Origin of the sequence: Microlunatus elymi (genome assembly GCF_007362775.1) — a bacterium.
In the GTDB taxonomy this organism is placed as follows: Bacteria; Actinomycetota; Actinomycetes; order Propionibacteriales; family Propionibacteriaceae; genus Microlunatus; species Microlunatus elymi.
This window is the reverse complement of the sequence record NZ_CP041692.1, coordinates 4,271,931-4,297,237: the sequence shown is the minus strand read 5'-3', so window position 1 is coordinate 4,297,237 and position 25,307 is coordinate 4,271,931. Positions and strand designations below refer to the sequence as shown.

At 65.7% G+C, this 25,307-nt stretch carries 27 protein-coding genes; 17 read left to right on the top strand and 10 right to left on the bottom strand.

The window, feature by feature from the left end; all coding sequences use genetic code 11:
* Positions 1 to 45: 45 nt before the first annotated feature.
* Complete coding sequence (locus FOE78_RS19445) at positions 46 to 1,287, bottom strand: IS256 family transposase (protein WP_168207653.1); 1,242 nt, start codon at positions 1,285 to 1,287, stop codon at positions 46 to 48.
* A 150-nt stretch (positions 1,288 to 1,437) separates the two neighbouring features.
* On the opposite strand from FOE78_RS19445, the gene FOE78_RS19440 reads away from it, so the two are divergent.
* Positions 1,438 to 1,779 carry a MazG nucleotide pyrophosphohydrolase domain-containing protein gene (locus FOE78_RS19440; protein WP_210414678.1) on the top strand — a complete coding sequence of 114 codons (342 nt, stop codon included), beginning with the start codon at positions 1,438 to 1,440 and terminating at the stop codon, positions 1,777 to 1,779.
* Positions 1,780 to 1,886: 107 nt separating this feature from the next.
* Here FOE78_RS19440 and FOE78_RS19435 read toward each other — a convergent pair whose 3' ends face one another.
* Positions 1,887 to 2,810: an aminoglycoside phosphotransferase family protein gene (locus FOE78_RS19435; protein WP_143987748.1), complete on the bottom strand. Its 924-nt coding sequence runs from the start codon at positions 2,808 to 2,810 to the stop codon at positions 1,887 to 1,889.
* Between the two features lie 181 nt (positions 2,811 to 2,991).
* Between FOE78_RS19435 and FOE78_RS19430 the strand changes: the two genes are divergently transcribed.
* Both FOE78_RS19430 and FOE78_RS19425 read left to right on the top strand, forming a co-directional pair.
* The gene (locus FOE78_RS19430) at positions 2,992 to 3,468 is read left to right on the top strand and encodes a hypothetical protein (RefSeq protein WP_143987747.1); all 477 of its coding nucleotides are present in this window, start codon (positions 2,992 to 2,994) and stop codon (positions 3,466 to 3,468) included.
* Positions 3,444 to 3,824, top strand: coding sequence for a hypothetical protein (locus FOE78_RS19425; RefSeq protein WP_143987746.1), 381 nt, complete (start codon positions 3,444 to 3,446; stop codon positions 3,822 to 3,824). The genes FOE78_RS19430 and FOE78_RS19425 overlap by 25 nt, the downstream gene beginning before the upstream one ends.
* Positions 3,825 to 3,936: 112 nt before the next feature.
* On the opposite strand, the gene FOE78_RS19420 is transcribed toward FOE78_RS19425, so the two are convergent.
* Positions 3,937 to 4,581 carry a TetR/AcrR family transcriptional regulator gene (locus FOE78_RS19420; RefSeq protein WP_143987745.1) on the bottom strand — a complete coding sequence of 215 codons (645 nt, stop codon included), beginning with the start codon at positions 4,579 to 4,581 and terminating at the stop codon, positions 3,937 to 3,939.
* A gap of 147 nt (positions 4,582 to 4,728) precedes the next feature.
* Between FOE78_RS19420 and FOE78_RS19415 the strand changes: the two genes are divergently transcribed.
* The 4 genes from FOE78_RS19415 to FOE78_RS19405 all read left to right on the top strand — a co-directional run bounded on the left by FOE78_RS19415 (position 4,729) and on the right by FOE78_RS19405 (position 8,692).
* Positions 4,729 to 5,352: an NADPH-dependent F420 reductase gene (locus FOE78_RS19415; RefSeq protein WP_143987744.1), complete on the top strand. Its 624-nt coding sequence runs from the start codon at positions 4,729 to 4,731 to the stop codon at positions 5,350 to 5,352.
* An 80-nt stretch (positions 5,353 to 5,432) separates the two neighbouring features.
* Positions 5,433 to 5,561: a hypothetical protein gene (locus FOE78_RS24480; RefSeq protein ID WP_266094990.1), complete on the top strand. Its 129-nt coding sequence runs from the start codon at positions 5,433 to 5,435 to the stop codon at positions 5,559 to 5,561.
* Positions 5,561 to 7,465, top strand: a complete 1,905-nt coding sequence (gene nhaA, locus FOE78_RS19410; RefSeq protein ID WP_143987743.1) for a Na+/H+ antiporter NhaA — start codon at positions 5,561 to 5,563, stop codon at positions 7,463 to 7,465. The genes FOE78_RS24480 and nhaA overlap by 1 nt, the downstream gene beginning before the upstream one ends.
* A 63-nt stretch (positions 7,466 to 7,528) precedes the next feature.
* Positions 7,529 to 8,692, top strand: coding sequence for an epoxide hydrolase family protein (locus FOE78_RS19405; protein ID WP_143987742.1), 1,164 nt, complete (start codon positions 7,529 to 7,531; stop codon positions 8,690 to 8,692).
* Between the two features lie 2 nt (positions 8,693 to 8,694).
* On the opposite strand, the gene FOE78_RS19400 is transcribed toward FOE78_RS19405, so the two are convergent.
* Positions 8,695 to 9,144, bottom strand: coding sequence for a winged helix-turn-helix transcriptional regulator (locus FOE78_RS19400; protein ID WP_143987741.1), 450 nt, complete (start codon positions 9,142 to 9,144; stop codon positions 8,695 to 8,697).
* 88 nt (positions 9,145 to 9,232) lie between these two features.
* Between FOE78_RS19400 and FOE78_RS19395 the strand changes: the two genes are divergently transcribed.
* Entirely contained in the window at positions 9,233 to 9,784 is a 552-nt protein-coding gene (locus tag FOE78_RS19395; RefSeq protein ID WP_143987740.1) for a dihydrofolate reductase family protein, read from the top strand.
* 5 nt (positions 9,785 to 9,789) lie between these two features.
* On the opposite strand, the gene FOE78_RS19390 is transcribed toward FOE78_RS19395, so the two are convergent.
* The 4 genes from FOE78_RS19390 to FOE78_RS19375 form a co-directional block, all read right to left on the bottom strand.
* On the bottom strand, positions 9,790 to 10,689 hold the full coding sequence (locus FOE78_RS19390) for a DUF2510 domain-containing protein (RefSeq protein WP_143987739.1): 900 nt from the start codon (positions 10,687 to 10,689) through the stop codon (positions 9,790 to 9,792).
* A 60-nt stretch (positions 10,690 to 10,749) separates the two neighbouring features.
* Positions 10,750 to 11,655, bottom strand: coding sequence for a DUF2510 domain-containing protein (locus tag FOE78_RS19385; RefSeq protein WP_143987738.1), 906 nt, complete (start codon positions 11,653 to 11,655; stop codon positions 10,750 to 10,752).
* A gap of 59 nt (positions 11,656 to 11,714) precedes the next feature.
* Positions 11,715 to 12,647: a DUF2510 domain-containing protein gene (locus FOE78_RS19380; protein ID WP_168207601.1), complete on the bottom strand. Its 933-nt coding sequence runs from the start codon at positions 12,645 to 12,647 to the stop codon at positions 11,715 to 11,717.
* 86 nt (positions 12,648 to 12,733) lie between these two features.
* Complete coding sequence (locus FOE78_RS19375) at positions 12,734 to 13,030, bottom strand: MTH1187 family thiamine-binding protein (protein WP_143987736.1); 297 nt, start codon at positions 13,028 to 13,030, stop codon at positions 12,734 to 12,736.
* A gap of 322 nt (positions 13,031 to 13,352) precedes the next feature.
* Between FOE78_RS19375 and FOE78_RS19370 the strand changes: the two genes are divergently transcribed.
* The 6 genes from FOE78_RS19370 to FOE78_RS19345 all read left to right on the top strand — a co-directional run bounded on the left by FOE78_RS19370 (position 13,353) and on the right by FOE78_RS19345 (position 18,458).
* The gene (locus FOE78_RS19370; protein ID WP_143987735.1) at positions 13,353 to 14,258 is read left to right on the top strand and encodes a MetQ/NlpA family ABC transporter substrate-binding protein; all 906 of its coding nucleotides are present in this window, start codon (positions 13,353 to 13,355) and stop codon (positions 14,256 to 14,258) included.
* Positions 14,258 to 15,280: a methionine ABC transporter ATP-binding protein gene (locus FOE78_RS19365; RefSeq protein WP_143987734.1), complete on the top strand. Its 1,023-nt coding sequence runs from the start codon at positions 14,258 to 14,260 to the stop codon at positions 15,278 to 15,280. Before FOE78_RS19370 ends, FOE78_RS19365 begins: the two co-directional genes overlap by 1 nt.
* 2 nt (positions 15,281 to 15,282) lie before the next feature.
* Positions 15,283 to 15,939, top strand: a complete 657-nt coding sequence (locus tag FOE78_RS19360; protein ID WP_143988945.1) for a methionine ABC transporter permease — start codon at positions 15,283 to 15,285, stop codon at positions 15,937 to 15,939.
* Between the two features lie 97 nt (positions 15,940 to 16,036).
* Positions 16,037 to 16,549 (top strand): alpha/beta fold hydrolase, encoded by a 513-nt coding sequence (locus FOE78_RS19355; RefSeq protein ID WP_143987733.1) that lies wholly within the window; start codon positions 16,037 to 16,039, stop codon positions 16,547 to 16,549.
* A complete protein-coding gene (locus tag FOE78_RS19350; RefSeq protein WP_210414677.1) occupies positions 16,474 to 17,514 on the top strand; it encodes an APC family permease in 1,041 nt (346 codons plus the stop codon). Before FOE78_RS19355 ends, FOE78_RS19350 begins: the two co-directional genes overlap by 76 nt.
* 5 nt (positions 17,515 to 17,519) lie before the next feature.
* The gene (locus tag FOE78_RS19345; protein ID WP_143987731.1) at positions 17,520 to 18,458 is read left to right on the top strand and encodes an acetamidase/formamidase family protein; all 939 of its coding nucleotides are present in this window, start codon (positions 17,520 to 17,522) and stop codon (positions 18,456 to 18,458) included.
* 86 nt (positions 18,459 to 18,544) lie between these two features.
* On the opposite strand, the gene FOE78_RS19340 is transcribed toward FOE78_RS19345, so the two are convergent.
* The gene (locus FOE78_RS19340; protein ID WP_143987730.1) at positions 18,545 to 19,552 is read right to left on the bottom strand and encodes a DUF2804 domain-containing protein; all 1,008 of its coding nucleotides are present in this window, start codon (positions 19,550 to 19,552) and stop codon (positions 18,545 to 18,547) included.
* A gap of 106 nt (positions 19,553 to 19,658) precedes the next feature.
* Positions 19,659 to 20,432 (bottom strand): IclR family transcriptional regulator, encoded by a 774-nt coding sequence (locus tag FOE78_RS19335; RefSeq protein WP_456081880.1) that lies wholly within the window; start codon positions 20,430 to 20,432, stop codon positions 19,659 to 19,661.
* A gap of 102 nt (positions 20,433 to 20,534) precedes the next feature.
* On the opposite strand from FOE78_RS19335, the gene hutH reads away from it, so the two are divergent.
* From hutH to FOE78_RS19320, 3 genes are read left to right on the top strand one after another with little or no spacing between them, the layout of a single operon-like run.
* Positions 20,535 to 22,079 (top strand): histidine ammonia-lyase, encoded by a 1,545-nt coding sequence (gene hutH / locus FOE78_RS19330; protein WP_210414676.1) that lies wholly within the window; start codon positions 20,535 to 20,537, stop codon positions 22,077 to 22,079.
* Positions 22,080 to 22,125: 46 nt separating this feature from the next.
* The gene (gene hutU, locus FOE78_RS19325) at positions 22,126 to 23,784 is read left to right on the top strand and encodes a urocanate hydratase (protein ID WP_143987727.1); all 1,659 of its coding nucleotides are present in this window, start codon (positions 22,126 to 22,128) and stop codon (positions 23,782 to 23,784) included.
* A gap of 58 nt (positions 23,785 to 23,842) precedes the next feature.
* The gene (locus tag FOE78_RS19320) at positions 23,843 to 25,303 is read left to right on the top strand and encodes a purine-cytosine permease family protein (protein WP_143987726.1); all 1,461 of its coding nucleotides are present in this window, start codon (positions 23,843 to 23,845) and stop codon (positions 25,301 to 25,303) included.
* Positions 25,304 to 25,307: the final 4 nt, after the last annotated feature.

Below are 25,307 nucleotides of genomic sequence, written 5' to 3'. Positions count from 1 at the left end.
GTGGAGGGTCTGTCAAGTTTTCGGTGTAACTGATTTTTGATCTTGTTAGTTGCGTCCGGCGGATAGGCGTCCGTCGAAGGTGATGTCGAAGGCGTTGAGTGCTGCCTTCCATCGGTTGGTCCAGCGTTTGCGTCCTCGGCCGGTCGGATCGAGACTCATGATCGCCAGGTACAGGCACTTCAGCGCTGCCTGCTCGGTGGGGAAATGACCGCGGGCATTGACCGCTCGCCGGAGTCGGGCGTTGATCGACTCGATCGCATTCGTCGTGCAGATCACGGTGCGGATTTCGCGGTCGAACTGCAGGAATGGGACGAACTCTGCCCAAGCGTTGGTCCACAGCCGGATGATCGCCGGGTAACGCTTCTCCCACTTGGAGCTGAAGTCGGCGAACCGGTCCAGCGCTTCGGCCTCGGAGGCGGCGGTATACACCGGTTTCAGGTCCTTGGCGACCGACCCCCAGTCCTTCTTCGAGGCGTATTTGAACGAGTTCCGCAGCAGATGCACGATGCAGGTCTGCACGATCGTCTTGTCCCACACCGCCGACACCGCGTCAGGGAGTCCGGTCAGCCCGTCGCAGACCAGCATGCACACATCGTTGGTGCCACGATTCTTGATCTCGGTCAGCACTCGCAGCCAGTACTTGGCACCTTCCCCGTCGCCGTGCTCACCGGCCCACAGGCCGAGCACGTCACGCTCACCGTCGGCGGTGACACCCAGGGCCAGGTAGATCGGCCGGTTGCAGACCTCACCCTCCCGGATCTTGACCTGGATCGCGTCGATGAACAGCACCGCATACACCGGGTCCAACGGACGAGACTGCCAGGCGGCCAGCCCCTCCATCACCCGGTCGGTGATCGTCGAGATCGTCTGTTTCGACACCTCCGCCCCATACACCTCGGCGAGGTGCGCCGAAATCTCCCCGGTCGTGAGTCCCTTCGCCGACAGCGAGATCACTAGGTCCTCCACCCCAGACAGTCGCCGCTGCCGCTTCGCCACGATCGTCGGCTCGAAACTGCCGTCCCGGTCCCGCGGCACCGAAACATCAACCGGCCCGGCTTCGGTCAACAGCGTCTTGGCCCGGTAGCCGTTGCGGGAGTTACCGCCGTCCCGGCCGACCGGATCATGCTTGGCATACCCCAGGTGATCATCCATCTCACCCTCCAGGGCGCCCTCGACGATCATCTTCGTCAGCCGGCCCAGCAAGCCGCCCTGACCGGTCAGCTGCAACCCGTTGGCCCGGGCCCGATCGGTCAGCTCGCGCACCAGCTGCTGATCGCTGGCCGACAGCTCCTGCCCGTCAGCAGCAGCCACATCCCTACTCGTCACGTCAGTCACAGGTGTCTCCTTCGTCTCAGGAGTTACACCGTTAAAATTACAGTCCCGTCGTGGAACCGATCGCGGGCGTGGTCAGATGTGCCGTCAGTAAGGTCACTCAGCGTGGGTATCAATGACGGAGGGCCGTCGCTGACGGCGGGATCCATGACGTTCGCTCAGTTCCAGGACTACGTGAAGAAGCTCGAGCAGGATCGTGGGTTCACTGGCGACAGCGTTCTTCAAAAGTGTCTGTTGCTCGGTGAGGAGGTAGGCGAGCTGTTCAGGTCGGTCCGCAAGACAACCGGCGTCAGCATGGATGTTGTGGCTGCGCACCAGGAGAATCCTGCCCACGAGATGGCTGACATCCTCATCGTCCTGGCGACCATTGCGAATCGCCTCGACATCGACCTCGCCGAAGCGATTCGTGCCAAGGAGCAGATCAACGCCAGGCGTCAATGGGCCTGAGTCCCGCGACGCTGATCCAGCAGCTGTGCCGGTGACCGATACCATTCGGGTGATCAGGCGTGACCGTGTTTTGGTGGCTGCCGCTGGATGGGCTGCTGGCGATCGGCTTATCGGGTTTGGAGTTGCTTGAGCCAGCGCTGCCAGAGGAGCGACGCCTGCGGATCGTGGTCGCCGATCCATTCGGCGCACTGCATCAGATCAGAGAGCAGAAGGATCGTTTCGGGTGAGGTGCTGACGTTTGACAGCCGGTCGAGCACGCCGCGTAGGAGGTCCAGGTGTGGTCCGGACCCTGGTGGCGCAGGGTCGTCGGCTGGGGCGCTGACCTCGCCGGCGAGATAGTGCAGGTCCCAGGTGAGTGCGCCGGTCGAAACGCAGGAGAAGTCCCAGAGCCCGGTCACGGCTCCGCAAGGCCCGTCGAGCACCATGTTGCCCAGGTGGAAGTCGCCATGCAGCACGCGCTCACCGGTCGCTGCCAGTTCTTGGTCGTAAAGGTCGCTGTAGATGGTCAGCAGCTTCTCGATGCTGGGGTGTATCGCTGCAGGGAAGTTGGCCAGTGTTGAGGCTAATTGTTCTTTGTAGGGAGTCCCGCCGATTGAAGAGATGCCCAGTTGCAGGATGTCGGCGGTAGTGAACGCATCCGGCCAGGTGTTGAGTAGGTCGGCGAGTGAGCCGATGAGTCGCCGGCGTTCCGCTGCGGTTGCGGTATGCCATTGGCGTGGGTTGAAGTCGGTGCCGGTGATCTTGGGGTAGGCCATGCAGAAGGTGTGGTCGCCGGTCCAGACCACGTCGGGTGTCTGGACCGGAAGGCGTCCGCGGATATGGGTCAGGACGGCGAGTTCGGTTTCGAACCTGGCAGTGTCGTGATGGCGTGGGAACCGGATGATCCAGTCTGGTGTTTCGAGGACGACGCTCTCCCAGCCCTCGCGCCGGATCGCTGCAGATACATCAAGTGTGCCTGCGGCGGGTTCGTTGGCGATCGCTGCAAGCATGCCGTCGAGGGATAGGTCGTCCAGGAACGTCGTTACGGCCACTGAGGCATGTTGCCCAGATGGGTCTGCGCGTCCGCAAACAGAATTCCGTGCCGATCCTAATGCGCCGTACGTTCATGGGCGCCAGCCGTCTGATCTCCGGAGACCAGACTCGGATCCTCGGCCGCGCTGATCGAGATCCGCCGTGGGCGGTTGGATCTCTTCAGGTGGATAGGTTCGCCTGGTGGACAAACGACATGTCGCGCGACGATTGGCCGACCGGTACGTCGCCATGGGGAACGTGTCAGCGGTGGTGCTGGGAGGTTCACTCGGCCGTGGCAGGGGCGATGAGGTCTCCGATGTCGAGCTCGATATCGATTGGCAGAGGCAGCCGTCAGATGCCCAGCGAAAGGCCCCAGCCTCGGCATTGAAGGGCGACGTCACGAGCCTGTGGCCCTACGACGCCGACGATGGCGAGTGGTCCGAGGACGTTCGGGTTCTCGGGGTCGACGTGACCGTGAGCGGATTCGCGGCCGACGAGGTCGATCGCTGGATCGCCTCGCTTGCCGCACCGCGCGACCTGTACTTGGTCCGTCAGATGCGGATGTCGGCAATCCAGGAAGGTGAAGTGTTCTCTACGGCGAAGCGCGGGTCGCAGACTGGCGCAGCGCCGGAACCTACCCGCGCGGTCTGGCGGTGGTCACCGCTGCCGGTTTCCTGACCCCGGATCGGCTCAGGCATTGGCGGCTTTGGCCGGCGCTGGTCGAGCGCGACGACCTGGCCATGCTGCATCGTGCCTGCTCTGATGTCACCGACGTGCTCCTCGGCACACTGTGTGCCGTCAACCGGATCTATATCGAGCATCCGCCGTTCAAGTGGTCACGGCAGCTGGCTGATCGCTTCACTCGTGCACCGGCTGACTTCGGTGACCGACTGTTCGCGGCGTTGGGTACGGGTCCTGCTCAAGGAGCACCGGGCTTGCACGCCTTGCTTGCGGATACGGTTCGGATCGTTGCGTCTGAGCTGCCCAAGGTCGACACATCGACGATCTATGACAGTCTGAACTGTCGACGTTGATTGACCGCCGTACCCGGTGCGCGGACCGCCCGGAACGGGATCGGTTGAGGGCGCACGATTGCAGGCTCAGCCTGGGTGCCCGGCTGCCGGCGCGGAGATGGGAGACCAGCTGTCATTGGCCTTCCACCGGAGCCGGCGTTGATCCAGTGGTTCTGTGGTCACCGGTGGGCTGCTGTGCGGATGGCTTGGGGATGGCGTTGTCGATGAGGACGGCGGCGATGGCGGCGGCGGTGGGGAAGGAATCACTGTTGAGGACTCGGGTGCGGACCGAGGCGCCGTCCAGGAGCAGGGCGAGTTGTTCGCCGAGTTGCTCGGGGTTGGTGGCGCCGGCTTCGCGGGCGGTTTCGGTGAATCGCGCGGCGACGGCGATCTTGTAGTCGCGCGCGTACTGGGACGCGGGATGTTCGGGGTCGTGGAGTTCGACGGCCGCCGCGAGGTAGGGGCATAGCGGCGTGGATGGGGGCAGTTCGAAGGCGGCGAGGAGTCGTTCGCGAGGTGAGAGGTCGGTGCGTTCGAACGCGCCGGGCATGGTTCTGTCGGGATTGAAGTGGCGTAGGTACTCCGCGACGAGTTCGTCCTTGTTGGCGAAGTGCTGGTAGGCGGTGCGCTTGGACACCTGGGCCACGGCGCAGAGTTGGTCCATGCCGGTGCGAGTGATGCCCTGATCGCGGAACAGCTGCTGGGATGCGCTGAGGATGCGTTCGCGTGCGCCTCTGCCGCGGCGCTGGCCCAACGGGCCCTTCTCCAACTCGGTCATGACCTCAGCATAAAACAGTCGGTACCGATCGGTGTACTTAGCTTGCGCTGGTGGCCCATCACGGATACGTTACGTACACAGACCGGTGTTCTTAAGGGCCGAGCTGTTTCGGATTCCTCATCACTCCAGTGGGAAGAGAGCAACCTCATGAGCAGCATCACCCTTATCGGTACGGGGAACATGGCCCGCGCGATCGGCATGCTGGCGGTGGCCGGCGGCAACAGCGTCGAGGTCATGGGCCGCGATCAGTCCAAGACCGAAGACCTGGCCAAGGCGCTGGGCGGCAGCGCGACGACCGGCGAGTGGGGCGCGGTCCCGGCCGGCGACATCGTGATCACCGCCTTGGTGTACGACGCTGTCGTGCCCGTGGTCGTCGAGTACGCAGACGCCCTCGCGGGCAAAGTCATCGTCGACATCAGCAACCCTTTCAACGCCACGTTCGACGGACTGGCCTACGGCGAGGAGACCTCTGTTGCGCAGGAAGCCGCCAACGTGGCCCCGGCCGACGCCAGCGTGGTGAAGGCGTTCAACACGATCTTCCGCAACGTCTTGGAGGAGGGCCGGCCGAACGTCTTCATCGCCGGCGACAACGCGCAGGCCAAAGCGGACGTGTCGGCATTCATCGAGAGCCTCGGGCTGCGCCCCGTGGACGCCGGTGGTCTGAAGATGGCGCACTGGCTGGAAGGAATGGGCCTGCTCACCGTCAGCCTCGCCAACAACGGGGTCGGCCACTGGGACTTCGCCCTCGGCGTCGACGAATTCACCGGCTGAGTCGCCCACGGTCAAACAGCAACCCGTCCTGAGCAAACACTGCTCAGAACCTCGGCTACAACCCTGAAGGAGCGTTGTCGATGAGCAACTCATACGTGCGGCTCGGACTGGTCGCCCAGGCGGTCTTCGTCGCCAGCTGGCTGGTTGCGGCGTCCTGGCAGGGGATCCTCCGACGGGCCCAGATGTGTCCTGACAGCAGTCGTGGCTGATGGCAACGACGGCGACCGACTCGACCGCGCAGAGCCTGTGGAGGCGTCGGCGCGGTTCGCCGCTGCGTGCGTTCCTGCAAACCGAGTCTGGCAGCGGCGGCGTGCTGCTGGGAGCAGTCGTCTTGGCACTCGTCTGGGCCAACGCCGCCCAAGGGTCGTACGACGCGTTGTGGCAGACCCGGCTCGGCATCAGCGTCGGTGACCTCAGCGTCGCCCACGATCTGCGGACCTGGGTCAATGACGGAGCGATGACGCTGTTCTTCCTCGTCGTCGGGCTCGAGGCCCGGCGCGAGTTCGACCTCGGTGACCTTCGCGAACGTCGGCGAGTGATACTTCCCTTCCTGGCGGCCCTGGTCGGGATGGCGATCCCGATCCTCATCTTCCTGGCAGCCAACGCCGCCACCCCGGCCGGCCAAGGGTGGGGCGTCACGATGTCCAGCGACACCGCGTTGGCGCTCGGACTACTCAACATTGTCGGCCGCGGCGCACCCCAACGCGTAAGGGTCTTCTTGCTCACCATCTTCGTGGTCGACGATCTCGCCTCCCTGCTGGTGATCACGTTCGTCTACAGCAACGACATCCAAGTGCCGAACCTGATCGCCGCCGCGGTCGCCTTCGGCCTGCTCCTACTCAGCACGGCCTTACACCTTGGGCCGCGGTGGCTGCCGGGATTACTGGGCTTTCTGCTCTGGGCCGCGCTGCTGAACAGCGGCGTCGATCCTGTCGTTGCCGGCCTATTGACCGGCCTGTCCGCCTCGGCCTACACCCCCGAACGCAACCGCCTGGAGCAAGCGACCCGGCTGGTCAGACAATTCCGTGAACAACCCACCCCCGATCTTGCCCGCTCGGCCAGCCTCAGCCTGACCACCACCCTGTCGCCGAACGAGCGGCTCCAGGCGCGGTTCCACCCATGGACCAGCTACCTGATCGTTCCGGTCTTCGCCCTGGCCAACGCCGGCATCGCCTTGAGCCCTGGCTTCCTGCGCCAGGCGTACACCAGTCCACTCACCCTCGGCATCCTGGCCGGTTATGTGATCGGCAAGCCGGTCGGCGTGTTCGGTGGATCCTTCCTGGTCACGCGACTGAGCAAGGGCCGGGCGCAGCCACCGATCGGCTGGGGCGGCGTCCTCGGCAGCGGAACGCTGGCCGGTATCGGTCTCACCGTTGCCCTCCTGATCGCCGACCGTGCCTTCAGCGGTATGGAATTGGCCGAGGCGAAGCTCGGTGTGCTCAGCGCGGCAGCGATGGCCGCGCTCCTCACCTGGCTGATCTATCGGATGATCGGCCTACTGCCGGCACAGCGTCGAGCACGGACCCTGATCGGGGATGCCAGTGTCGTTCAGGACTTGGTACCGGCCGTCGACGTCGAGCTGGACCACGTCCGCGGTCCGGTCGACGCCGCGATCACGGTGATCGAATTCGGTGACTTCCAATGCCCGCACTGCGGCCAGGCGGAATCCATTGCTCGTTCTTTGCTGGCCGAGGAGGATGTGCGATTCGTCTGGCGTCATCTCCCACTGACCGATGTGCACCCCGATGCACTGCTGGCCGCCGAAGCCACCGAAGCCGCCGCAACGCAGGGAAAATTCTGGGAAATGCACGATCTGCTGTTGGCCCAACAGAATCAGCTCACGCCCGACGATCTGCTCCGGCATGCCCGCCAGCTCGGGCTCGACGTCGATCGATTCGACCGCGAGCTGTCGGACCACACTCACCAGGCCCGGGTCGCCCAGGATGTCGAGTCGGCGGATCTGAGCGGCGCCACTGGCACGCCGACCTTCTTCATCAACGGCGCCCGTCATTACGGCAGCTACGACCGGGTGACCCTCGCGGCGGCCATCACCACGGCACAAGCCCAACTGCAAGCCCGGAAGCATCGCAGGCAGGCGGCAGGGATGCCCTGAATTCGGAGCCGCGTAGTCGCTCCGGAAGCCACACCCGAACCGAAAGTTCAGGAGAGCAAGACAATGACCTCATCGGCACCCGCGCCTACAACCTCTATCCGCCCATTCACCGTCGCGATCTCGGACTCCGAGATCGAGGACCTGAAGTTACGACTTGCCAGAACGCGATGGCCGAACGCGGAAACTGTCCCCGATTGGACGCAAGGTGTCCGCTTGGAGAATGCCAAATCGCTGATCGACTACTGGGGGCGAGAATACGATTGGCGCCGATTCGAACGAGAGCTCAACCGCTTTCCTCAGTTCGTGACGGCGATCGATGGGTTGGACATTCACTTCATCCACGTTAAGTCGAAGAATCCGAAGTCTATGCCGCTGATTTTGACGCACGGTTGGCCCGGCTCGATCGTCGAGTTCCTGCAACTCATTGGCCCACTCACTGACCCGGTGGCGTTCGGAGGAGCGGCCGAAGACTCATTCGACGTCGTCATTCCGTCGCTGCCTGGATTCGGGTTTTCCCAAAAGCCGACCGAGACCGGGTGGACCGTGTCACGTATCGCAACCGCATGGGTGGACCTCATGAGGCGTCTCGGCTATGAGAACTGGGCCGCGCAAGGCGGTGATTGGGGTGCCGTCGTAACCTCCGCCCTCGGGGCGATGCGGCCTGTCGGCCTTCTCGGGATTCACTTGAACACTCAGTACGCCTTCCCCGCACAAATCCCTGAAACGCTGTCACCCGAAGAACGCTACGCCGTGGACACCCTCGCCCTCTACACCGGCAATCTCGGCGGATCAAACCACCTCCAGGCGACGAAGCCGGAGACCGTCGGATTCGCCCTGGCAGACTCTCCGGCCGGCCAGGCCGCCTGGATCTACGAAAAGTTTCAATCCAAGACGGACAACAACGGGCTCGCCGAGTACGCGCTCAACACTGATGACATGCTCGACGCAATCTCGCTGCACTGGTTCACAAACAGTGCCGCGTCGTCCGGCCGCATCTACTGGGAGAACAGTTCGGGCAGCCTAGCTGGCCCAAAGCTCACGCTGCCGGTCGCGGTCACTGTGTTCCCGCGCGACATCCCACGACTGCCACGAAGCTGGATCGAAGACACCTACTCCAACCTGATTCACTATGGCGAAGCGGGCAAAGGCGGACACTTCGCAGCTCTCGAGCAACCCGAGATCCTGATCAGCGAAATCCGCACTGGGCTAAGGAGCCTCCGCTCGTAGCGTCAGTGTGCGCCCGGGCCGGGGATCAGGTCGACGTCGTTCGGATGCATCGGCTCGCCGCAGTGGCTGCAGCGCGGGTCGACGTGTGCGATCTCGCCGCAGGCGTGGTGGCGGTAGAGGACAGGCGGACCGTCGGGTCCGGCGAGCCACCGGTCGCCCCAGCGCACCATCACCATGAGCATCTCGACCAGGTCGGCCCCCTTCGTGGTGAGGTGGTAGTCGAACCGGGGGCGCGCGTCGTACGCGCGGCGCTCGAGGATCCCTTGCTCGACCAGATGGTTGAGCCGTTGGGTGAGCACCTTGCGCGAGATGCCGAGGTCGGCCTGGAGTTGGTCGAAGCGGTGCATCCCGACCCAGACGTCCCGCAGGATCAGCGGCGACCACGGCTCACCGATGACGTCCAAGGTGCGCGCGATGGAGCACGCCGCCGTACCGAACTGGGTCCTTTGCATGGCTCGACCCTACCTCTCGGGGTTCCCTGGGGAAACTCGGTGTGCTACGGTCTTGGGGTCTCTTCAAGGAACCCCGAAGGAGTGGATCATGATCTTCGCCGCATTGGCCGTGTCCGTCGACGGCTTCATCACCGGCCGCGACCCCGGGCCGGGTCGCGGCCTGGGCGACGGCGGCACGCTGTTCGACTGGTACAGCGACCCACACAACTCCGCCTACTTCACGGCGCTCGCCGACCGGGTCGGTGCGGTGGTCACCGGCCGTACGACCTACGACGACTGTGAGGGCTTCGGGGGCGGGAGTCCTCATCCCACGGCTCCGATGGTGGTCGTCAGTCATCGCCCCCAGCCTGCCGAGTACGTCGACTCGGACCGGCAGAGCTTCGCCGGCAACGTCGAGTCCGCACTCGAGCGGGCTCGTGAACTCGCCGGCGGCAAGGACGTCGGGATCCAGGGCGGCGTCACGCTCGCGTCGGCGATCGACGCGGGCCTCGTCGACGAGGTGATCCTGCATCAAGTGCCGGTGCTGCTCGGCTCGGGCCGACCGTTCTTCGCGCCGTTGACCCAGCACGTCAAGCTTTCGCCCCTCGAGGTCGTGCCCGGAGCCGGCGTCACCCACCTGCGCTACGCGATCAAGAAATAGACAGGTCAGCCGTCGACGCGGAGTCCGGAGACCGCGGTGGAGATGATCTTGGTCCGGTCGGGGTCGCCGATCGGGGCGGTGCCGAGGAAGATCGAATAGGAGCCGGGCGGTCCGGCGTTGACGACGATCACGGTGATCTGGTCGCCCTTCATCGCCCGCCCTGCAACGCTGACCTCGGTGATCGTCTTCCACGCGTCCTGGCCGTCGATGGTGATCTTGGCACTGCTGATCGTCTTGCTGTCGGTGTAGCCGCGGTAGTCGCCGGCGCTGATCGCGCACCGGGTCGAGAGCTCGGCTGCTTGTTGTGGGGTTTGGAATCCCGGCTGGATGGCGACCGTGCCGACGGCGATCCATTGCGGCCAGACCGATCCGGTGTCGTCGTCGGTGATCTTCGCCTGCTGGCCGTGTTCGTCGTACCACCAGCCGAAATGATCAAGAACGTCCGGCTTGCCGAAGCCGGACCCGGAGATCGGCTGGAAGGAGAGCGCTCCGCCGTGCACTCGGCCGTCCGAGGGGTGGTCGACGGTCCTGGTCGGTTCGCCGTCCGGGCACCGGGTGACCGGCGGTTTCGCCGTCGGGGTCGAGCCGGCCGAGGTCGGCGACGCGGCGTCGGAAGCTGTCGACGTGGTACGGGAACCGGGTGTCGGTGAGCCGGCCGTCGAGGACCTGGACGGACCGCTGGCGATCACCGGCGGCGGCGTACCGACGGGATTGTGGTCGGGACGGAAGATGATCACCAACGCGCCCATGATCACCACGGCCAGCGCGAGCACGCTGCCGATCACGATGATCCGCCGCCGGCGATTCGGGTCGGCGACCGACTCGGCCGCCCACCGCTCACCGTCCCAATAGCGGAACCGGCCGGGGGAGGCTGAGGGATCGGGGTACCACCCGGGCTCGGCCATAACGGTCAACGTAGCCAGCGCGGACGCCGGATCCGGCCAGGACACGCGCGGACTCGGCCGTCAGCCGCCCACTTTCAGCCCGGACAAAACCTTCTGGTCCAGCGCCAGCCGCTGTTGATCACCCAACGGGACCATGCCACACCACACCGAGAATGCATCCTGCCGGCCGTCGTCGACCACCACGAAGGTGAGTTGATCACCGGCAACCCGGATCTGCGGGGTGTCGTCGTGGATCTCGGCGGTCACGATCCAGCCGGGATGCCCGTCGACCGTGATCGCCGCGTCCCGGATGTCCTTGCGGCCGGTGTAGTTCAGATACCAGTCGGTACGGATGGCGCAACCGAGCGAACTGTGCGCGGCTTCCTCGGTGGTGGAGAACCCCGCCGTACGACGTACCTCGCCGACGGCGAAGATCGACTGCCAGCCCGGCTCGGTGGTCTGGTTCACCCCCTGGGTGTCCCACATCCAGCTGAGCATGTACTCCGGTTCGGGATCCGAATAGCCCGGTACCGGTGCCATCGACAACCGTCCGCCGTGGATCCTGCCGTCCTGCGGATGCAGAGCAAGATCGGCCGGCTGGCCGGCCGGGCAGGTGCCGGCGGTAGCCGACGACCCGTCGGCGGTCCGGGGAGCGGACGGAGCGGTGCTCGAGCCGGTAGCCGTCCCGGCGCTCTGCCAGCCGCTGGTCGACGGCGCGGACGCCGGATCGAGATCAAGACTGCCGACGTCGTCGGTACGACGCATGATCAACACCACGCTGACCACGACCACGACCAGCACCAGAGCCGCGATGCCGACGGCGCGACCGGGATGGTGGCTGTCCTCCCGCGGCGGCAACGGACCGCCGGTGCCGGGTGGCGGATCGGCCGGGTCGTCGGTGGTGGCCTCGGACCAGGATTCGCCGTCCCAATAGCGATAGCGCCCGGGCATACCGCCCGGATCCGGATACCACCCGGTCATCGCCATGCATCACCCTCGGCCGCAGTTCTGTCTGTGACCAGACAGTAATCCGGCCATGCAATTGATCAGTCGACCCGCAGTCCGGCGATGGTGTTGTCCAGCGTGTCGATTCTGGCCGCGTCACCGATCGGGACGAATCCGGCGAAGAACGACAACCGGCCGGCGTCCCCGGTGTCGAGCACGATCACCTCTACCACGTCGCCCTCGGCATGCACCCGCGGATCGTCCACCCGGATCTCGGAGCGGATCGCCCAGCCGGAGTGTCCGGCCAGCGTGAATCTCTTGCTGGACAGGGTTTTCACCCCGGTGCGATGTTGGTAGTAGCCCGACGTCGCGGTGCATTGCATCAGCGCTTCGGCCGCCTGCTTGGGGTGTTTGAACCCGTCGGTGGCGTGCAACGCGCCGACCGCGAGCATCGCCCACCAGTAGGTCTCGACGGTGTCGGAGGCGCCGCTGACGTCCCAGGCGTAGCTGAGCCCGGCCGCGTACCCGTCGTCGCGGACCCAGCTGCCGCCGGGTTGGGCGATCGACAACCGGCCGCCGTGGATCCGGCCGTCGCCGGGGTGCAGCTCGTGAGCCGACGGATTGCCGTCGGCACAGGCAACCTGGCCCGGCGGACGGACCGACGCGTCGTCGCCGGGATCATGCTCGGACGGGCTGGGCGAGGGCGTTCTGGTCGGGGTCGGTGATGCGGTCGGCAGCGGGCTCGAGTCGTCCCAGCCGCTGGCCGTTGGCGGCGGCGGATGGGGATCATCGCGGACCGAGTCCCGGCCGGTTCCGAACGATCGGACCGCCAGCGTCACGATCACCGCGAGCACCAGTACCGCGGCAAGAGCCGCGATCAGCGCTCCGCCGCGCCCCCGTCGGGGCTGTGGATTCGCGCCCGGCGGCGGAGCGGACGGATCGGCACTGGTCGCCGGGGACCACTGCTGCCCGTCCCAGTACCGATAGCGGCCGGGTATCCCGCTCGGGTCGGGATACCAACCACTGTCTGCCACGTGTGCTCCTCGGCTCAACCAGCTGCGACCTGCCAATCGGGTGATTCGTGGCAGAACCTTAGATCACCGAGGGAGCGGGAACGCCGTCAGCGCAGGCGTTCCTCGACCCGTTCCACCTTGGCAGTGAGCTGGCCGGTGTAGCCCGGCCGGATGTCTGCTTTCAGGACCAGACTGACTCGCGGCGAACGTGCGGCGACCGCGTCCACGGCCTGCTTGACGACGGCCATCACCTCGTCCCATTCGCCCTCGAGGTTGGTGAACATCGCATTGGTCTCGTTGGGCAGACCGGAGTCACGGACGATGCGGACGACCTCGGCGACGGCGGCAGAAACCGAGCCGGTCTCGTCGGGTGCCGAGGGGGAGATGCTGAAGGCGATGATCATGGCCTCACCATACGGCTGTCCGAATGGTGGATGCGCATCTTGCTATCCGGATGATCAACTGGCGTCCCACGGATCGCCACGTACGGTGTCCGGGTGACTACGCAACAGCTCCGAATGCCCGGCGGCCGCGATCTGCGGCGCGCCATGCGTTGTTGCCGCTGATTCCCCGGCTGCTTGAAACCCCAGCCCTGTTGATCTTCTGGTGAGCCCGGCTCACCGACAGTCCACCCTCCTCATCCCAATCCGGTTCGTACGCAGCGATTCGCGTACCGACCGGCCCTGGTCGTGCGCCCAGCCGCGCGGCAGGACAGAAAGGAATCCCATGTCCACAAGCGATCTCGTACGCCGGTTGCCGCGAGTTCTCGGCGTTTTCGCAGCCTCCGCGGCCTTGTTGTTCGCCGCCGCCTGCGGCTCCGACACCGGCTCCCAGGCGGGCGACGCCAACCAGACGGTCAAGATCGGCGTCACCGACGGCGCGGAGCCGTACTGGCAGACGTACAAGCAGAAGGCCCAGCAGGAAGGCATCAAGGTCGAGCTGGTGAACTTCTCCGACTACAACCAACCCAACCCTGCGCTGGCGCAGAAGCAGCTGGACCTGAACGAATTCCAGCATCTGCAGTACCTCGCCGACTACAACGTGCAGTCCAATCAGGACCTGGTGCCGATCGGTGCGACGGCGGTCTACCCGCTGCCGCTCTACTCCAAGAAGCACAGCGCAGTCGATCAGATCCCGGCCGGCGGCAAGGTCGCGATTCCGAACGATCCGACCAATCAGGCTCGGGCCCTGCTGGTGTTGCAGGCGGCGAAGTTGATCACGCTGAAGGACGGCGGCAACTCGCTGTCCACGCCGGCCGATGTCGAGGCATCCAGCAAGGTGACGGTGGTGCCGGTCAACGCCAGCCAGACCGCCGCCAGCCTGGCCAGCGTCGATGCGGCCATCGTCAACAACAACTACGCCACCGCGGCGAAGTTGACCAAGGATCAGATCATCTACACCGACGACGCCAACGCGCCGGAGTTCAAGCCCTACATCAACGCCTTCGTGGCCCGGGCCGCGGACAAGAACAATCCGACCTATCTCAAGCTGGCCAAGCTGTATCACGATCCCGAGGTGGTCGCTGCGGTAAAGAAGGACCTCGGCACCGACGGCACCTTCAAGACCAACTCCGAGTCGGATCTGCAGACCACGCTGACCACCATCGAAGATCAGATCAAGGCCAACCGCTGATGCCGGCGCTGGTGCGGCTCGCCGGAGTGAGTAAACAGTTCGACCGTCCGACGGCGGTGCGAGCCGTGGACAACGTCGATCTGGAGATCAACTCCGGCGAGATCACCGGCGTGATCGGCTACTCCGGAGCCGGCAAGTCCACTTTGGTGCGGTTGATCAACGCGCTGGAACGGCCGACCTCGGGGTCGGTGCTGCTGGACGATGTTGATCTTGGAAAGTTGTCGGAGCGGGAACTCAACCGGGTCCGCGCGGAGGTCGGGATGATCTTCCAGCAGTTTAATCTCTTCGCCTCCCGTACGGTGGCCGGCAATGTCGGCTATCCGTTGAAGTTGGCCGGGCTCGGCCGGGCGGAACGCGAGGCCCGGGTGGCTGAGCTGCTGGACTTCGTCGGACTGTCGGCCCGGGCGGGCGCGTACCCCAGTCAGCTGTCCGGCGGTCAGAAGCAACGGGTCGGCATTGCCCGGGCATTGGCCACCCGACCCAAGCTGCTGCTGGCCGACGAGGCGACCAGCGCCCTGGATCCGGAGACCACCGCCGACGTGCTGGACCTGTTGCGGCGGATCAATCGTGATCTTGGTACCACCATTGTGGTGATCACCCACGAGATGGACGTGGTGCGCTCGATCTGCGATCGGGTGGTGGTGATGGAGCAGGGCCGGATCGTCGAGCAGGGCGACGTGTTCGACGTCTTCGCCCGACCACGCGCGACGGCGACTCGGCGGTTCGTGCAGTCGGTGCTGCATGATCTGCCGGATCCCGCGGTGATCGAGCGATTGCGTGGTGATCACGGCGGCACCATCGTCACGGTCGGCGTGATCGATCAGCGCGCGGCGATCTTCGACCGGCTGCGCGACCCGCGGGTGCACAGTGCGGTGATCTACGGCGGGATTTCCGAGATCGCCGAACGTCCGTTGGGATCCCTGACCTTCGAGTTGACCGGGGAGGCGGACGCGATCCGGGAGACGGTCTCGTCGCTGGCCGAGATCACCACGGTCACCGAGTGGCCGGTCGGGAGCCGCTGATCATGGACTGGACAACGCTGCTGCCGCAGTTGGGGACTGCCTTCCGGCAGACCGTGATCATGGTGGTGATCACCTTGTTCGCCGGCGGCATCGGCGGCTTGATCATCGGCACCGCGCTATATGCGACCCGGCCGGGAAACCTGGCCCAGAACAAGATCATCTTCACCATTCTCAATGTGGTGGTGAACATCGTCCGGCCGATCCCGTTCATCATCTTCATCACCGCGATCGGACCGCTGACGCTGGCTGCGATCGGCACCACCATCGGAGTCCGGGCGGCGGTGTTCCCGATGTCGTTGATGGCCGCGGTGGCGATCGGCCGGATCGTCGAGCAGAACCTGGTCGCCGTCGATCCCGGCGTGGTCGAGGCGGCCCGATCGATGGGCGCGAGCCGGCTGCGGATCCTCTTCTCGGTGGTGATTCCGGAGGCGCTGGCGCCGCTGATCCTCGGCTACACCTTCATGTTCATCGGCATCGTCGACATGTCCGCAATGGCCGGCTACATCGGCGGCGGCGGTCTCGGCGACTTCGCCATCACGTACGGCTATCAGCAGTTCAACTGGGCCGTCACCTGGGTGACCGTGCTAATCATGATCGTGATCGTCCAGGGTGCCCAGTTGCTCGGTAACGTGTTGGCCAAGAAGGTGCTGCACCGATAGCCGAATCACCGGCCTCGGTCGCGCTCATTCCCCTAGGGTGGGCTCAGTGCTCCGGCAGCTCCGCGACGGAGCCTGATCGCGCCCCCGAGGTGGTTGCATGGTCCAGACCCGAGATCCACGTTTCCCCGATCCGAGCAGGACAGGGACGGTGCCGTTCCGCGGCCATCGGACCTGGTATCGCGTCACCGGCGACCTTGATCATCGATCGGAGCGGGCTCCGCTGGTTGTGCTGCACGGCGGCCCGGGCGCGGCACACAACTACACCCTGATGATGGCCAACCTGGCGAACCAGGGCAGGGCAGTGATCCATTACGACCAACTCGGCTGTGGCGAGAGCACCCACTTGCCCGAGGCGCCGGCCGACTTCTGGACAGTGCAACTCTTCGTCGACGAACTGCGAGCCGTCGTCGACCATCTCGGCGTCGGGGATCGTTTCCACCTGCTCGGACAGTCCTGGGGCGGCATGCTCGCGCCCGAGGTGGTGCTGTCCGATCCGACCGGCTGGACTACCTGCTGGTCCCGACCCTGCTGTACGTGTTCGCGGCCGAGTCGATGTCGGGCATCTTCCCGGCGGTGCCGAAGTGGGCGTGGATCATCGTCTTCCTGTTGATCAACACGGCGATCAACTACATCGGCATTTCCTTCACCGCCGTGGTCAACCGGCTGTTCCTGGCCGCCGAGGTGATCTTCATCATCATCTTCGTGATCATGGCCATCACGGCGATCGCCAAGGGCATCGACGGCGCCACCTTCACCACCACGCCGTTGTTCAACAAGGAATACTTCAGCGCCCCGCTGGTGGCCACCGCGCTCTCCATCGCCGTACTGTCGTTCCTCGGCTTCGACGGCATCGCAACGCTGGCGGAGGAGAGCAAGAGCGGGCACAAGTCTGCCGGGGTGGCGATGATCGGCGGTCTGGTCGTGGTGGCGATCTTCTTCATCTCCCAGACCTGGCTGGCCGGGATGCTCGTGCCGAACACAACCTCCTTCCCGGAAGACCAAGCAGGCAACGCGTTCTTCGACATCGTCGGGCGGGTCTCCAGCCACGCCTGGCAGGTGGCGTTTCTGGCGATGAACGCGCTTGCGGTGGGTATCGCCAACGCTGTTGCTGCGCAGAGCGCCACCTCCCGGCTGCTGTTCTCGATGAGCCGAGACGGCCAGTTACCGCGCTTTCTGTCGCACATCAACGCCAAGAACCGAGTGCCGGAACGGGCGATCCTGCTGGTCGCCGGCATTACTTTGGTGCTCGGGCTCTTCTTCGTGGGCCAGATCGGTTTGATCAGCAGCCTGGTCAATTTCGGCGCGTTGACCTCGTTCCTGCTGCTGCATCTGTCGGTGATGATCTTCTTCGGAGTACGCCGCCGTTCGTCCAACATCCTGCTGCACTGGGTGGTGCCGATCATCGGCTTCTGCATCATCGGGTTCGTGCTCTGGAACGCCGAACCCGCGGCGAAGATCGGCGGCATCGCCTGGTTGATCATCGGCATCGGCGTGCTGATCTACTACACCCGGCGAGGGATCGGCATCCTGCCCGAGCACCGCGCCGACTCGATCGAAGCATCCAGCAAGGAGTGATGATCATGACTCAGCTTCTGACCAAGGATCGGTCGAGGGCCGGCTTCTCGGCGGAGATCGAGCCGGTGTTGAGCATCCGGCCGGGTACCGGTGAGGTGATCGGCTTCGAGACCGACGACGACGCGTACGCTCAGATGGAGGAACTGCGAGACCTGAGCAGGATCACCGCGACGCTCAACCCGGTCACCGGCCCGGTGTACGTCGAGGACGCACGGCCCGGGGATGTGCTGGCGGTGACCATCCACGACATCGAGCTGAGCGAGTACGGCTGGTCGGTCTACATCCCCGGCGCCGGTGCGCTGGCCGCGCCGATGGGCGAGGAGTGGTACGTCCGTCGAGTGCCGGTCTCCGACGGCGTCGTGCAGCTGACCGATCGGCTCAGCTGTCCGACCGCGCCGATGATCGGCTGCATCGGAGTCGCTCCGGCGTCGGGCGAGATGTCAACGGTGATGCCCAGCTATCCGACCGGCGGCAACATGGACCTGACCGATGCGCGACCCGGCTCAACGGTCTACCTGCCGGTTGAGGTGCCAGGTGCATTGCTGTCGATCGGCGACCTGCATGCGGTGATGAGTCGCGGCGAATCTTCCTTCGTGGCGATTGAGATCGCCGGCCGGGCCATGATCAGCGTCGACGTGATCACCGGTCGCCGGCTACGTGCGCCTCGCGTTGAGACCCCCGACGAGCTGGTGTGCGTCGGTCTGGGCGACCCGGTGCAGGTGTCGATCGATCACGCCTACGAAGATCTCTTTGCGGCGCTGGTCGACGAGTACGGGTTCACCCGCGAGGACGCGTACACGGTGATGAGCGCGGTTGCGCACACCGAACTCGGCGGTCCGACCGGCTCCCTGGCGCCCGATCCGCTGCATCCGTTCCGGGCCACGGGCCAGGTCACCCTGGCTCGGATCGCCAAGTCCTACTTGGGTTCCAGTCGGCTCGCGTGACGAAAGCGCAGAGGATCCGCTGACGTTCAGGCTCTTTCGTCGCGTACCTTCGGTTCTGCGGCTCAGACGCAGCTGGGCAGCGGATCTCACCAGCGGTTGTGGACGTCCTCGACCCAGCCGAGGATGCCGGAGAACGAGACCGGTTCGCGATCTGCGGCGGCGAAGGTGCCGGACCAGTGACCGAAGTACTGATCGGTGGACGAGGACAGGACCAGCAGGTTGGTGCGGGAAACCTTGTCGTGGAAGGGTTCGAAGGTCGCGTCCAGGCCGCCGCCGGTGATCCGCCAGGGCCGGCGCCAGGCGGTCCGGTCGAAGTCCCAGTCCACCGGCTCGTCGATGTAGTGCAGCCGGTCGTCGATCAAGATCGCGTTCTCGGTCGAGCCGGTGCCGTCGGTCCACTGGCCGCCGAGTTGGATGCCGATCACGTGAGAATCGGTACGACCCGAACCGGCGCCCCAGTTCCAGCGGATGTCGTACGGCCAACGCCCTCGACCATGATCGAGTACCGCCCAGGACTCGCCCGCGGGCACGTCGCTGGTGCGACCGTCGACGGTCACCGATCCGCGCGCCGGCCGGGCGACATCCTTGACCGTGTACTGAAAGCGGGTGTCGCTCCACGGCACCACCACGGCCAGCCGTTCATGATCATCGGGCAGCTCGGCCACCACGTCGAAGGATGCTCCTGCCGACTCGGCCCGAAGTCGGGTCCCGGTCGGCGTCTCGTCGATCAGGATCTGCAGCGACCGTGCCCGACCCCGTGCCGGCCCACGGGCCATGGTCCCGGGCAGCCGTACGCCGCGGGCCGGGATCAGCGTCACCGCCGTGTCCCGACTACGTCCGGAGTCCCGCTCGAACACCCACATCTCGTGTACGGCGGCGTAATCGACGCTGGACACGGTCAGGGCCATGATGTGGGTCGGTGTGGTGATGCACCAGTACTCCCAGCGCTTGTTCCGGCCGAAGAACCGGCGGCCGTCGCGGCCGATGCCGTCGGTGTTCAGCAGCGGCCGCCGGGCCCAGCCGACGGCATCACGGTTCAAGCGACCGTTCGGCAACGTCAATGACGCCGGCTCGGTCAGTTCTCGCAACGCCATCTGGGTGACCCCCTCCGAGACCCGATGGCGGCAGCCTAGCTACGGTCACCCGATCGCGGACTTGCTCGACGAAACTGCGGTTCCCCTTCGCCCGAATGCAGCCCGTTTATCGAGCAAGTTCGCCGCGGTGACCCAGCCTTCTGCTCAGGTCCTCCGCCGAGGACAGGACGGCGGCAACCATCCGCTCGTGCTCGTGGGGGCCGAGCGAGTCGTAGGGATAGGTGACGGCGAGCCCCGCCACCGGATGTCCGGTGTGATCATGGACCGCGGCACCGACCGAGGACAGCCCTGGCGTGACCGAGCCCTGTTCACTGGCGTAGCCACGGCGGCGGACTTGCGCCAGCTCCGAACGCAGCGCGGTCAGGGATCGCGGCCCGCCACCGTGCCGGACGACGAAATCGGCGCGATCGCTGAACAGCGCCCGCACCTGGGGTGCCGGTAACGCGGCCAGGATCGCCAAACCGGATGCGGTCAGCTGTGCCGGCAGCCGGACGCCGACGTCGGTCACCAGCGACGGCCGGCGCGGTGCTCGTTCCTCGATCACGTAGAGCACGTCGTTGCCGTGCAGGATCACCAGATGTGCGGTGTGCGTGGTGGTGTCCACCAGCTGCCGCAGCACCGGCCGGGCGATCCGCTGCAGCGGGGCCTGCCGCGAGTAGGCCGAACCCAACTCGTACGCGGCGATGCCGAGTCCCCAACGCCGATCTTCGCCGAGATGGCTGACGAAGCCGGCCTCACGCAGCACCGCCAGCAGGTGGTAGGTCGAGGACCGCGGCAGGTCCAGTTCGCGGGCGATCGTGACGGCAGGCAACGGGTCGGCGTGCCGCGCCAGCAGTTGCAGCACGGCCAGCGCCTGGGTCGCGGCGGGCACGTTGGTCACACCGAGCATTCTGCCTGGTCGAGCGCGTGACGTCTCAGATCCCAGACAGGTATGCCGCGTCAGGGGTGCCGGCGGATGCTGCGGCGTGGATGTAATACCTCCATGGCAATTGAGGTGGAGATCGGTACCGGACCGGTCAGTTTCGATGACGTGGTCGCCGTCGCGCGGCATCAGGCAGCCGTTCGGTTGAGCGACTCCGCGCGGTCGGCGATGGCGGCCAGCCGGGCCGTGGTCCAAGGCCTCGCGGCCGACACCATCCCGCACTACGGCGTCTCCACCGGCTTCGGCGCGCTGGCCACCCGGCACATCCCGGCCGAGTCCCGGACCCAGCTCCAGCGCAGTCTGATCCGCTCCCACGCCGCCGGCTCCGGGCCGGAGGTGGAGACGGAGGTGGTCCGGGCGCTGATGCTGCTGCGGTTGTCCACCCTGGCGACCGGGCACACCGGTGTCCGCCCGGTGATCGCCGACACCTATGCCGCGCTGCTGAACGCCGGACTCACCCCGGTCGTGCACGAGTACGGATCGCTCGGCTGCTCCGGTGATCTTGCTCCGCTCGCGCATTGCGCGTTGGCGATCATGGGCGAGGGCGAGCTGCGGGATCGCTACGGCGTACGCCGCCACACCGCCGACGCGCTGCCCGAGTACGGCATCGAGCCGGTCGAGCTGGTGGAGAAAGAAGGGCTGGCACTCATCAACGGCACCGACGGCATGCTCGGGATGTTGATCTTGGCCATCACCGACCTGCGGCGGTTGTTGATCACCGCCGACCTCGCCACCTCGATGAGTGTCGAGGGGCTCCTCGGCACCGACGACGTCTTCGCCGATGATCTTCAGCGGCTGCGGCCGCACCCGGGCCAGTCGATCAGCGCCGGCAACCTGCGCCGGCTGATGGCCGACAGTCCGATCCGCGAGTCCCACCGCGATCCGGCAGCCTGCACACGGGTGCAGGATGCCTATTCGTTGCGTTGTGCGCCGCAGGTCAACGGCGCCGCTCGGGACACTGTTGATCATGCCGAGACCGTTGCTCTGCGCGAACTCGCCTCGGCGATCGACAATCCGGTGGTCACCGACGACGGTCGGGTCGAGTCCAACGGCAACTTCCACGGCGCCCCGATCGCCTATGTGCTGGACTTCTTGGCGATCGTGACCGCCGATGTGGCCAGCATGAGCGAACGTCGTACGGATCGGTTCCTGGACAAGGCACGCAGCAACGGCCTGCCGCCCTTCCTGGCCGACGATCCCGGAGTCGACTCCGGGCACATGATCGCGCAGTACACCCAGGCGGCGATCGTGTCCGAGCTGAAGCGGCTGGCCAACCCCGCATCGGCAGACTCGATCCCGAGCAGCGCGATGCAGGAAGATCACGTCTCCATGGGGTGGTCGGCGGCCCGCAAGCTGCGGCGCGCGATCGACGGGCTGACCCGAGTGCTGGCGATCGAGTTGCTCACCGCCGCTCGAGGTCTCGAACTACGGGCACCGCTGGACCCCTCTCCCGCCAGTCGAGCGGTGATCAGCGAACTGCGCAAGCACACCCAGGGTCCCGGACCGGATCGGTTCCTGGCGCCGGAGATCGAGGCGGCGGTGTCGGTGGTTGCCGAGGGTCGTGCGGTTGCGGCGGCACAGGGGGTTGTCGGTGAGTTGGGTTAGCGGTTCTTCGACAAGCGCAGGACCCTCTGTGGAAAGGAAGATGATCATGGAAGGCGCACGCCTGGTCCGCGCTCCGCGCGGCACCACGTTGACGGCACGGAGTTGGAGCACCGAGGCACCACTGCGGATGCTGCAGAACAACCTCGATCCCGAGGTGGCCGAGAGGCCCGATGATCTTGTCGTGTACGGCGGCACCGGTCGTGCTGCTCGGGACTGGAAGTCCTTCGACGCGATGATCAGGACCCTCACCACGCTGGCCCCGGACGAAACCATGCTGGTGCAGTCCGGCCGGCCGGTCGGCGTGATGCGGACCCACGAGTGGGCGCCGCGGGTGCTGATCGCCAACTCCAACCTGGTCGGCGACTGGGCGACCTGGCCGGAGTTCCGCCGGCTGGAGAAGCTCGGGCTGACCATGTACGGCCAGATGACCGCCGGGTCGTGGATCTACATCGGCACCCAGGGCATCGTCCAGGGCACGTACGAGACCTTCGCCGCCGTGGCGGACAAGCGGTTTGGCGGCACGCTGGCCGGCACCCTGACGTTGACCGGCGGCTGCGGCGGGATGGGTGGCGCGCAGCCGCTGGCCGTCACCCTGAACGGTGGTGTCTGTCTGATCGTGGACGTGGACGAATCCCGGCTGCGTCGCCGGGTCGAGCACCGCTACCTGGACGAGGTCGCCGATGATCTTGACGATGCGGTGGACAAGGCGACTCGGGCCAAGCAGGACAAGCGCGCCACCTCGATCGGTGTGGTCGGCAACGCGGCGACGATCTTCGGTGAGTTGCTGCTCCGCGGCGTGGAGATCGACATCGTCACCGACCAGACCAGTGCTCACGACCCGTTGAGCTACCTGCCCGAAGATGTTGATCTTGACGACTGGCAGGACTACGCCGACGCCAAGCCCGAGGAGTTCACCGACCGGGCCCGGGCCTCGATGGCCAAACATGTCAAGGCGATGGTCGAGTTCCAAGATCACGGCGCGGAGGTGTTCGACTACGGCAACTCGATCCGGGACGAGGCCCGCAAGGGCGGCTACGACCGAGCCTTCGAATTCCCCGGCTTCGTGCCCGCCTACATCCGGCCGCTGTTCTGTCAGGGCAAGGGCCCGTTCCGGTGGGCTGCACTGTCCGGCGACCCCCAGGACATCGCCGTCACCGACAAGGCGGTGCTCGACCTGTTCCCGGACAACGAGCGGCTGCACACCTGGATCAAGGGCGCACAGGAGAAGATCGCCTTCCAGGGGCTGCCGGCCAGGATCTGCTGGCTCGGCCAGGGGGAACGCGACAAGGCCGGTCTGGCCTTCAACGAACTGGTTCGCTCCGGCAAGATCAGCGCGCCGATCGTGATCGGCCGTGATCATCTGGACACCGGCTCGGTGGCATCGCCCTATCGGGAGACCGAAGGCATGATCGACGGTTCCGACGCGATCGCCGACTGGCCGCTGCTGAACGCCTTGATCAACACGGCCTCCGGCGCCACCTGGGTGTCCATCCATCACGGCGGCGGCGTCGGCATCGGCCGCTCCATCCACGCCGGTCAAGTCAGCGTGGCCGACGGCACCGAGCTGGCCGCGCAGAAACTGGAACGGGTGCTCACCAACGATCCGGGCATGGGCATCATCCGGCACGTCGACGCCGGCTACGAGATCGCCGAGCAGACGGCGGCCGAGCAACATGTACGGATCCCTATGCAGGAAGGGAATTGAAAGGTTCTTCGACAGGCTCAGGGACCAGGTGAGGGATCTTCGACAGGAAGGTTGATCGATGACGACAACCAGCAGTACAGAAATCCGCGGGATCGAGCGGCGCACGATCGATCCGGTGCCGGCGAGCGAACGGCACGGCAGACCGTTCAATCAGTTCACCCTGTGGTTCGGCGCCAACATGCAGGTCACCGCGGTGGTCGACGGGGCACTCGCGGTGGTGTTCGGCGCGCACGCGATCTGGGCGATCGTCGGACTGCTGATCGGCAACCTGGCCGGCGGTGCGGTGATGGCACTGCATTCGGCCCAGGGTCCGCGGCTCGGGCTGCCGCAGATGATCAGCAGCCGGGCCCAGTTCGGCGTGCTCGGTGCCGGCATCCCGTTGATTCTGGTGATCATCATGTACCTCGGCTTCGCCGCCACCGGTACCGTGCTGTCCGGCCAGGCGATCAACGCCATCCTGCATGTCTCCGCCCCGGCGATCGGGATTGTGATCTTCGGTGCGCTGACGTTCGTGGTGGCCGCGTTCGGCTATCGCTGGATCCACGCTCTGGGACGGATCGCCACCGTGCTGGGGATCCTCGGCTTCCTCTACCTGACGATCAAGATCTTCGTCGACGAGGGTGCGCACACCCTGCTCGGCAACCCGCACTTCGACATCGTCAGCTTCCTGCTGGCGATCTCGCTCGGCGCCGGCTGGCAGCTGACCTACGGCCCGTACGTGGCCGACTACTCCCGCTACCTGCCGGCCGATACGCCGGAGCGGAAGACTTTCGGCGCCACCTTCGCCGGCAGCGTGATCGGTTCGATGTGGTCGATGTCCTTGGGCGCGCTGATCGCCTCGGTGCCCAACAGCACCTTCCTGGACAGCCAGGTCGGTTTCATCGGCACCCTGGCCGGACCGGCCGCGATCGCGTTGATCATCTATCTGGTGATCGTGATCGGCAAGTTGACCGTCAACACACTGAACGCGTACGGAGGTTCGATGACGATCCTGACCACGGCCACCGCATTCCTGAAGCGGGACCGGGTCAGCCCGGCTGTCCGGATGATCTGCGTGTTCTGCTTCCTGGCCGTATCGGTGATCATCGCGTTGGTCGCCAGCGCAGATTTCCTGAGCAACTTCAAGAATTTCGTGCTGCTGTTGCTGATGGTCTTCACACCGTGGAGTGCGATCAACCTGGTCGACTACTACTTGGTCTCCAAGGAACGGGTGGACATCCCGGCGCTCTACGACCGGCACGGCCGCTACGGATCCTGGAACGCCACCGCGTTGATCAGCTACGCCGTCGGCGTACTGGCGCAGATTCCGTTCCTGGCGCAGTCGCTCTACACCGGTCCGATCACCAAGGCGCTGGGCGGTGCCGACATTTCCTGGCTGGTAGGGCTGTTGCTGACCGCGGCCGTCTACTACCCGTGGGCCAAGCGCACCAGCAGTCCACCCGATCGGCTGATCCCCTTCGACCGCCCGACGACCACCGACACAGCAGAGGAGGCCGCGGCGCCCGACCTGCAGGGCTGAGCGC

Bases quoted from the DNA above. Each gene is read 5' to 3' on its own strand.
- FOE78_RS19395 (WP_143987740.1), top strand. From the start codon at position 9,233: ATGATCTTCGCCGCATTGGCCGTGTCCGTCGACGGCTTCATCACCGGC.
- FOE78_RS19345 (WP_143987731.1), top strand. From the start codon at position 17,520: ATGACTCAGCTTCTGACCAAGGATCGGTCGAGGGCCGGCTTCTCGGCG.
- FOE78_RS19360 (WP_143988945.1), top strand. From the start codon at position 15,283: ATGGACTGGACAACGCTGCTGCCGCAGTTGGGGACTGCCTTCCGGCAG.
- FOE78_RS19320 (WP_143987726.1), top strand. From the start codon at position 23,843: ATGACGACAACCAGCAGTACAGAAATCCGCGGGATCGAGCGGCGCACG.
- FOE78_RS19340 (WP_143987730.1), bottom strand. From the start codon at position 19,552: ATGGCGTTGCGAGAACTGACCGAGCCGGCGTCATTGACGTTGCCGAAC.
- FOE78_RS19370 (WP_143987735.1), top strand. From the start codon at position 13,353: ATGTCCACAAGCGATCTCGTACGCCGGTTGCCGCGAGTTCTCGGCGTT.
- FOE78_RS19355 (WP_143987733.1), top strand. From the start codon at position 16,037: ATGGTCCAGACCCGAGATCCACGTTTCCCCGATCCGAGCAGGACAGGG.
- FOE78_RS19405 (WP_143987742.1), top strand. From the start codon at position 7,529: ATGACCTCATCGGCACCCGCGCCTACAACCTCTATCCGCCCATTCACC.
- FOE78_RS19420 (WP_143987745.1), bottom strand. From the start codon at position 4,581: ATGACCGAGTTGGAGAAGGGCCCGTTGGGCCAGCGCCGCGGCAGAGGC.
- FOE78_RS24480 (WP_266094990.1), top strand. From the start codon at position 5,433: ATGAGCAACTCATACGTGCGGCTCGGACTGGTCGCCCAGGCGGTCTTC.
- FOE78_RS19365 (WP_143987734.1), top strand. From the start codon at position 14,258: ATGCCGGCGCTGGTGCGGCTCGCCGGAGTGAGTAAACAGTTCGACCGT.
- FOE78_RS19400 (WP_143987741.1), bottom strand. From the start codon at position 9,144: ATGCAAAGGACCCAGTTCGGTACGGCGGCGTGCTCCATCGCGCGCACC.
- FOE78_RS19385 (WP_143987738.1), bottom strand. From the start codon at position 11,655: ATGGCGATGACCGGGTGGTATCCGGATCCGGGCGGTATGCCCGGGCGC.
- FOE78_RS19375 (WP_143987736.1), bottom strand. From the start codon at position 13,030: ATGATCATCGCCTTCAGCATCTCCCCCTCGGCACCCGACGAGACCGGC.
- hutU (WP_143987727.1), top strand. From the start codon at position 22,126: ATGGAAGGCGCACGCCTGGTCCGCGCTCCGCGCGGCACCACGTTGACG.
- FOE78_RS19390 (WP_143987739.1), bottom strand. From the start codon at position 10,689: ATGGCCGAGCCCGGGTGGTACCCCGATCCCTCAGCCTCCCCCGGCCGG.
- nhaA (WP_143987743.1), top strand. From the start codon at position 5,561: ATGGCAACGACGGCGACCGACTCGACCGCGCAGAGCCTGTGGAGGCGT.
- FOE78_RS19415 (WP_143987744.1), top strand. From the start codon at position 4,729: ATGAGCAGCATCACCCTTATCGGTACGGGGAACATGGCCCGCGCGATC.
- hutH (WP_210414676.1), top strand. From the start codon at position 20,535: ATGGCAATTGAGGTGGAGATCGGTACCGGACCGGTCAGTTTCGATGAC.